The sequence below is a fragment of the Kineosporia sp. A_224 genome, from assembly GCF_002198655.1.
Lineage (GTDB): Bacteria > Actinomycetota > Actinomycetes > Actinomycetales > Kineosporiaceae > R-H-3.
The window spans coordinates 1-6,978 of the sequence record NZ_MWLN01000187.1 but is presented as its reverse complement, the minus strand read 5'-3'; the positions used below and the strand labels follow the sequence as shown (position 1 = coordinate 6,978).

Genomic DNA, 6,978 nt, shown 5'->3' with positions numbered 1-6,978 from the left:
AGCGGCCCAAGACGTTCTTCTCGTCGTTCACCCAGACCGGGTGCACGCGCGTGCAGTTCTTCGAGTACAAGCAGTCGGCGATGGACTTCGGCCAGGGCACCCGCACCGGCTGCCTGTTCTCCGAGTTCGGCTGCCGGGGCTCGATGACGCACTCGCCGTGCAACCGGATCCTGTGGAACCGCCAGTCCTCCAAGACGCGGGCGGGCCACCCCTGCACCGGGTGCACGGAGCCGGGCTACCCGCACGGCGACCTCATGCCCGGCACGGTGTTCAAGACGGTCAAGATCTCCGGCAGCGTGCCCAAGGAGTTCCCCACCGGGACCGACCGCCTGACGTACATGGCCCACGCGGCCGCCGCCCGGATCGCCGCTCCGCAGTGGTCCAAGGAGGACATGTTCGTCGTCTGACCCGTGGACCCCCTCAGCCGGCGAGGAGCGGCACGAGCTCGCGGACGCCGACCCGTCCTGATACCTCCGGGTAATGCCGGTTCGGTAGGTTGTCGCCGATCTTGGCCGCCGGGGCTGGGGGACCGCCTCGGGGGTGGGTGTGGCGTCGAGCGACGTGTCGACGGGCGAGGAGCAGCAGGACGACGGCCGCTCGGACGACCGCCCGGAAGGCCGCGCGCCCGCCACGGGCCCGTCCGACGCCCGCGAGCAGATGCGCTCCGGGCTGCGCCGGCACGTCGGACGGCTGGGCGCCGGTGCGGTGACCGGCCTGCGGCGGTCGGCGCCGAACGGGGTCGTGGCCGTCCTCGTCGCGGCCGCGCTGGCCCCCGTCGCCGGTGCGGCGGTCGGCGGTGCGGCGACCGCCGGGCTGCTCGCCGCGGTGCTCGCCCAGGTCGGCCAGGTCGGGGCCGGCTACCTCGTCGAGGCCGTCCTCGAGGCGCGCCGGCGGCTCGCCGACCGCTCCGGCCGCGCCGACCGCGTCATGGACGAGGACGCGTTCGTCGACGTCCTCGCCGCCGAGCTCGAGGAGCGGCTCGGCGCCGACGACGGGGCCGCCACGGCCCTGCGCGGCGAGATGTCCGGCCTGCTCCGCGCGGTCGACGCCGTCCCGGCGCTGCTCGGCGACCGGCTCGACCGGGTCGACGACGTCCTCGACGCGACCCGGGCGGCGGTCGCCCAGTCGCTCCTCGCCGTCGCGCGCGGCCACGAGGAGTTCGGCTGGCTCGTCACCGGCGTCGACGACCGGGTCCGCGCCGTCCAGGAGCAGCTCAGCCGGATGGAGGCCGCCGACCGGCAGCGCGCCGCGACCGCCGGGCAGACGCTCGTCGGGCTCGCGATGCTGCGCCAGGAGGTCGAGCGGCTGCGGCACAGCGTCGCGGACGGCGGGGCGGACGGCGGAACGGACGGCCCGCCGCGGCCCGGCCCGTCGACCGGGCCGCCCGGCGACCCTGCCGGCGGCGCGCCCCCGGCGCCGGGGGAGAGCCCGTACCCGGGCCTGGCCGCCTTCCGCACCCGGGACGCCCGCTGGTTCCGGGGCCGCGACCGGCTCGTCGCCACCCTCGTCACCCGGCTGGCGACGGGGCCGGCGCCCGTCGTCGTCCTCGGGCCGTCAGGGGCCGGGAAGAGCTCGCTCCTCGCGGCCGGCCTGCTGCCCGCGCTCGCCGCCGGCGCGCTGCCCGAGGAGGGGTCCGCCGACCGGCCGCACCTCGTGCTGACCCCCGGGGCGCACCCGGTCGACACGCTCGCCGCCTGCGTCGCCGTCCTCACGGGCACCGACGCCGGGGCGCTCGCGGCCGGCCTTCGGACCGACCCCCTGCGGCTGCGCGCGAGCCTGCTCCAGGCCGCCGCGTCGGTCCACCCGGAGGGCGCCGCCGCCGTCACCGGGCCCGGCCGGCGGACGGGCGCGGTGCTCGTCGTCGACCAGCTCGAGGAGCTGTTCACGATGTGCCCCGACGAGGCCGAGCGGCAGGCGTTCCTCGACGCCCTGGCCGCCGTGTCCGACGGCCCGGCGCTCGTCGTCCTCGGGGTGCGGTCGGACTTCTACACCGACTGCACCCGGTACCCGCTGCTGCGCGACGCCCTCGCGGCGGGTGGCGTCCTCGTCGGCCCGATGTCGGACGACGAGCTCCGCAGCGCCGTCGCCGGCCCGGCAGCGGACGGCGGCTGGGAGCTCGAGCCCGGGCTGCTCGACGTCCTGCTCGCCGACCTCGGCACCGGCCCGCGGACGCCCTACCCGCCCGGTGCGCTGCCGCTGCTCGCGCACGCCCTGCGCGGCACCTGGCGCCGTCGCTCGGGCCGCGTGCTCACCCTCGCCGGCTACCGGGCGACCGGGGGTCTCGACGGCGCGGTCGCCGCGACCGCCGAGGCGGTCCACGCCGGTCTCGATGACGAGGGCCGGACCGCCCTGCGGCACCTCGCGACCGCGCTCGTGGACGACGGGGGTGCGGGGGAGCGGACCCGGCGCCGGCTGCCCGTCGACGACGCGCTGCGGTTCGCGGGCGGTGGCCCGGCCGCGCGGCTCGTCCTCGACCGGCTCGTCGCAGCCCGCCTCGTGACGACGACGACGCCGGACGACGGGACCGGCGCGTCCGGTGCCACCGTCGAGCTCACGCACGAGGCTGTCGTCGGCGCCTGGCCGCGGCTGCGGGACTGGCTCGACGAGGACGCCGGCGCCCGCCGCGAGCGGCGGTCCCTCGAGGCCGCGGCGGCGGAGTGGCAGCGGGTCGGTCGGGACGACGGCGCCCTGCTGCGCGGTGCCCGGCTCGCCGCGGCGCAGGCCTGGTTCGACGACCCGCTGCGCCGGGCCCGGCTCACCCGCGCCGAGGACGACCTCGTCGCGGCGTCGCTCGCCGCCCGGGACGCCGCCGGCCGGACGGCGCGGCGCAGGGCCCGCCGGCTCGCCGTCCTCGCCGGTGCCCTCGCGGTGCTCACGGTGGTCTCCGGCGGAGCGACGGTCTCGGCGCTGCGCAGCCGCGCCACGGCGCAGACCCAGCGCACCGACGCGGTCTCCCGCCAGCTCGCGGCCGAGGCCCTCGCGGCCCGGGGCACCGAGCCGCAGCGGGCGAAGCTGCTCGCCCTCGCCGCCTGGCGGACGGCCCCGACGGCCGAGGCGCGCGGTGCCCTGCTCTCGCTGCAGGCGCAGCCCTACGCCGGTCAGGTCGCGACCGGCACGAAGGACCTGCGGGCGATCGCCGTCAGCCCTGACGGCCGCACCCTCGCGAGCGTCGGCGGCGAGGGCCGGGTCGAGCTGCGGCCGGTCGACGGTGACGGGGCGGTGCGGGCGCTCGACGGCGTCGTCGGCAACGCCCGCGGGGTCGCGTTCACCTCCGACGGCCGGTTCGTCGTCGCGGGCGGGATCCGCGGCGACGGCACCGGGGCGACGCTCTTCTGGTGGGACGCCGCGACCGGCTCACCGGCCGGCACGCTGGCCCCCGTCGGCGTCTCCTCCCTCGCCGTGGGCCCCGACCCCGACCTCGTCGCGGTGGGGACCGGCGCCGGCGGCTCCCCGGTGGTCCAGGTGTGGTCGCTCTCGCGGCGGCGGGCGGTCGCCACGACCCCGCCGGCCGGCGACTTCGTCTGGGGCCTCGCGTGGAGCCCCGACGGGACGACGCTCGCGGGCGGCACCGGGGTCGGAAGGGTCCTGCTGTGGGACGCGGACGCCGGCCGGCGGCTCGCGACGCTGGGCGCGCACACCGGGCAGGCGACCGCCGTCGCCTGGGCCCCGGACGGCGACACCCTCTACTCGACCGGCCAGGACGGGCGCGTGCGCCGCTGGGACGTGCCGGCGCGGCGCGAGGTCTCCGGCGGTGCGCTGACGGTCGTGGGCAGCCCGTCGACGGCGTACTACGCCACCGTCGCCGTGAGTCCCGACGGCAGCCGGGTCGTGGCCGGCGGATCGTCGTCCGCCGTCGACCGCTGGTCCGCCCGGGACGGTGCGAACCTCACGAGCTGGGCGGTGGCACCGGTGCTCGTGACCGCGATGGCGTGGACGCCGGACGGCCGGATCCTCCTCGACGGCACCAGCGACGGCACCGTGACCCGCTGGGCGGCGCAGGACCAGGTGGACGGGTGGTTCACCGGCGCCGTCCTCGGGGCGGACCTCTCGCCGCGCGGAGACCTCGTCGCGGCGGTCGGCGTCGAAGGCGTCATCAGGATCCGCGCGGTCGACGGCGGCCGCCTCGTGCGGTCCATCCGGTCCGCGCCGGCGACCTCTGTGGCCTTCACCGCGGACGGGCGCTCCCTCGTCGTGGCCCACGGCGACGGGCGCCTACGGGTCTGGGACGTCAGGTCGGGACGGGAGACCCGCTCGGTCGACGTGAACGCGGGCGGAGGGGCACCCCGGAACCCCGTCGACGTCGCGCTGAGCCCGGACGGCCGCAGCGTCGCGGCGACCACGACGCCGAGGCAGATCACCGTGGAGGACACCGAGGAGCCCGGCAGGGCGTCCGTCGTCGTCCGCTGGGACCTCACCACCGGCCGTCTCGCCCCCGACCTCGCGGACCCGCGGCGGCGTGTCACGGGTGTCGCCTGGACGTCCGACGGCAGGCACCTCGTCACCGGCCTCGACGGGGCCGGGCTCGGCACCACCGCCGGGCCGGAGCAGGACGTGCTGCGCGTCTACGACGCGACGACCGGAGCCGTCGTCTCCGAGGCCCCGACCCGACCCCTGACCGGGGTCTACGCGTCGGGCGACGGCCGGACGATCGGCGTCGCGGGCGCGGACGGGAGCGTGCAGTCGTTCACCGTCTCCCCGGACGGCGCGGTCGTCCGCCCGGGGCCGGTGCACGTCGTCACGCCCGGCTGGCCGTTGCGGACCGCCCGGCTGTCCCCCGACGGGCGGACGCTCGCCGTGACGTCGGCCACCGACCTGCGGGTGCGGCTGCTGGAGACGGCCTCGGGCCGCGAGACCGCCGCCCTGACCTTCCACACCGACCGGCTGGAGCGGGTCGCGTTCTCCGCGGACGGCCGCCGGCTGGTCACGACGTCCGACGACGCACGGGCCGTGACCTGGTCGCTCGACCCGGCGGACGTCGTCCGGGACCTCTGCGCCGACGTCGCCGGGCCGTCCCTCGCCGCCGACTGGAGACAGGTCGTCGGGTCCGGCCGGCTCGGTGCGACCCCCTGCGGCTGAGCGGGTTGTGAGGTTCCGGAAACATTCGTGACACATGTCCCGGGACCAAGGTCCCGGTGATGTGGATCACAAACCGGACAGCCTTCTCCGTTCGTCGCGGACGCCGCCCCGTTCGTCCTGCGGAGTTGATGACAACGGCCGGTGACAGTGGTTGTGTGGCGGCTATCACGGGACCGGGTCGGGTGCATCCCGACGTGGCTCCCTCGTCGCGCGTGTCGAGGAGGTCGTTGATGACCGAGGTGCTGAGCAGCACGCCCACGGACCGCCTGAAGGCGCGACTGGACGACCCGGGGGTCGCTGCGGCGCTCAACACCCTGCTCGACCACGCGGACGTGCTCGCCCTCGCGGCGATGTCCGTCGGCGGGTTCCTCGAGCGGTCCGACACGATCATGGAGAGCGTCTCCGACGGCCTGCACGAGCTGAAGGGCGTCACCGGGGGCGTCTCCTACCTCGCGGAGCCGACCCGGCGCCTCGCCGAGGAGGCGCCGGCCATCGCCGACGCCGCGACGGCCCTGCTCGACTCGGGGATGCTCAAGAAGGACGTCGTCGACCTGCTCGGCAGCCTCGCCGGTGCCCTCCTCGAGGGCGCGAACGCGGCCCGGGCCAACCAGACCACCGTCGCCGGGGTGTTCCCCGCGCTGCGCGCCCTCAAGGACCCCGACGTCGCCAAGGGCCTCGGCTTCCTCATCGAGGTCTCCCGCGCCCTCGGCAAGTCCCTGTAGCAGGCCGGCGCGTGCACGAGCTGTCCATCGCCCAGTCCGTGGTGTCCACGGTGCAGGCCGCCGTCGGCGGTCGCCGCGTTCTCGCGGTGACCCTGCGGATCGGCCCGCTCGCCGGAGTCGTTCCGGACGCGCTCTCGTTCGGCTGGGACGTCGTGACGTCCGGGACGCCGCTCGAGGGTGCCCGCCTGGACGTCGAGCGGGTTCCCGTCGAGATCATGTGCGCGGGCTGCGGCACGACCGGTGAGCGGACGGCGTCCCCGCCGTGGCGCTGCGACGCGTGCGACGGCGTCTGCGCACCGCTCGGCGACGGCCGCACGCTCGAGGTCGGCTCCGTCGAGGTCGAGGACGACGTCGAGGACCGGGACGCCGCCGAGGACGACGTGGCGGTGGGCGCATGAGCATCATCGAGCTGAAGACCGCCGTCCTCGCGAAGAACGACCACCTCGCGGCGGCCCTGCGCGAGGACCTCGCCGCGGTCGGTGCGGTCGCCGTCAACCTGCTCTCCTCGCCCGGCAGCGGCAAGACCGCGCTGCTCGAGATCGTCCTCACCCGGCTGACCGCCGACGGCATCCCGGTCGCGGCGCTCACCGGCGACCTCGCGACGGAGAACGACGCCAAGCGGCTCGCCCGCTCCGGTGCCCCGGTCCGCCAGGTCGTCACCGACGGCCTGTGCCACCTCGAGGCCGACCTGGTCCGCGACCACCTCGCGGGCTGGCTGCCGGCCGGCACGCAGCTGCTCCTCGTCGAGAACGTCGGCAACCTCGTGTGCCCGGCGTCCTACGACCTCGGCGAGAGCCTGCGCATCGTCCTCGCGTCGGTCACCGAGGGCGAGGACAAGCCGGTGAAGTACCCGACCGCCTACCGCTGGGCGGACCTCGTCGTCCTCACCAAGATCGACCTCGCGGAGCCGTGCGGCTTCGACGAGCAGGCCTTCCTCGACTCGGTCGCCGCGGTGAACCCCGGCGTCCCCGTCGTCCGCACGAGCGCGCGCACGGGGGAGGGCGTCGACGACCTCGTCGCCCGCCTCCTCGCCGTCCGACCTGACCACACCGACCCCGCTCGACACATCGAACCGGCCGCTGCGGCCGGTACCGGGAGGTAGAACATGGCAACACTGCTCTGGCTCGAGGGCGGGGCGTGCAGTGGCAACACGATGTCCTTCCTCAATGCCGAGGAACCG

4 protein-coding genes and 1 pseudogene are annotated in these 6,978 nt (G+C 76.6%); all 5 read left to right on the top strand.

Annotation, left to right across the window (positions count from 1 at the left end; all coding sequences use genetic code 11):
* Nucleotides 1-407: pseudogene (locus EDJALFJO_RS19635) on the top strand (hydrogenase); the annotation flags it as partial.
* 139 nt (nt 408-546) lie between these two features.
* Nucleotides 547-5,076, top strand: a complete 4,530-nt coding sequence (locus EDJALFJO_RS19630; protein ID WP_088288011.1) for a WD40 repeat domain-containing protein — start codon at nt 547-549, stop codon at nt 5,074-5,076.
* A 230-nt stretch (nt 5,077-5,306) separates the two neighbouring features.
* Nucleotides 5,307-5,798 (top strand): DUF1641 domain-containing protein, encoded by a 492-nt coding sequence (locus tag EDJALFJO_RS19625; RefSeq protein ID WP_158220492.1) that lies wholly within the window; start codon nt 5,307-5,309, stop codon nt 5,796-5,798.
* A gap of 11 nt (nt 5,799-5,809) precedes the next feature.
* Nucleotides 5,810-6,196 carry a hydrogenase maturation nickel metallochaperone HypA gene (locus EDJALFJO_RS19620; RefSeq protein WP_088288009.1) on the top strand — a complete coding sequence of 129 codons (387 nt, stop codon included), beginning with the start codon at nt 5,810-5,812 and terminating at the stop codon, nt 6,194-6,196.
* The gene (gene hypB / locus EDJALFJO_RS19615; RefSeq protein ID WP_088288008.1) at nt 6,193-6,900 is read left to right on the top strand and encodes a hydrogenase nickel incorporation protein HypB; all 708 of its coding nucleotides are present in this window, start codon (nt 6,193-6,195) and stop codon (nt 6,898-6,900) included. The genes EDJALFJO_RS19620 and hypB overlap by 4 nt, the downstream gene beginning before the upstream one ends.
* The last annotated feature ends 78 nt before the right edge of the window (nt 6,901-6,978 follow it).

Excerpts from the sequence above, each read along its gene's own strand:
- EDJALFJO_RS19625 (WP_158220492.1), top strand. The coding sequence starts at position 5,307 with ATGACCGAGGTGCTGAGCAGCACGCCCACGGACCGCCTGAAGGCGCGA.
- hypB (WP_088288008.1), top strand. The coding sequence starts at position 6,193 with ATGAGCATCATCGAGCTGAAGACCGCCGTCCTCGCGAAGAACGACCAC.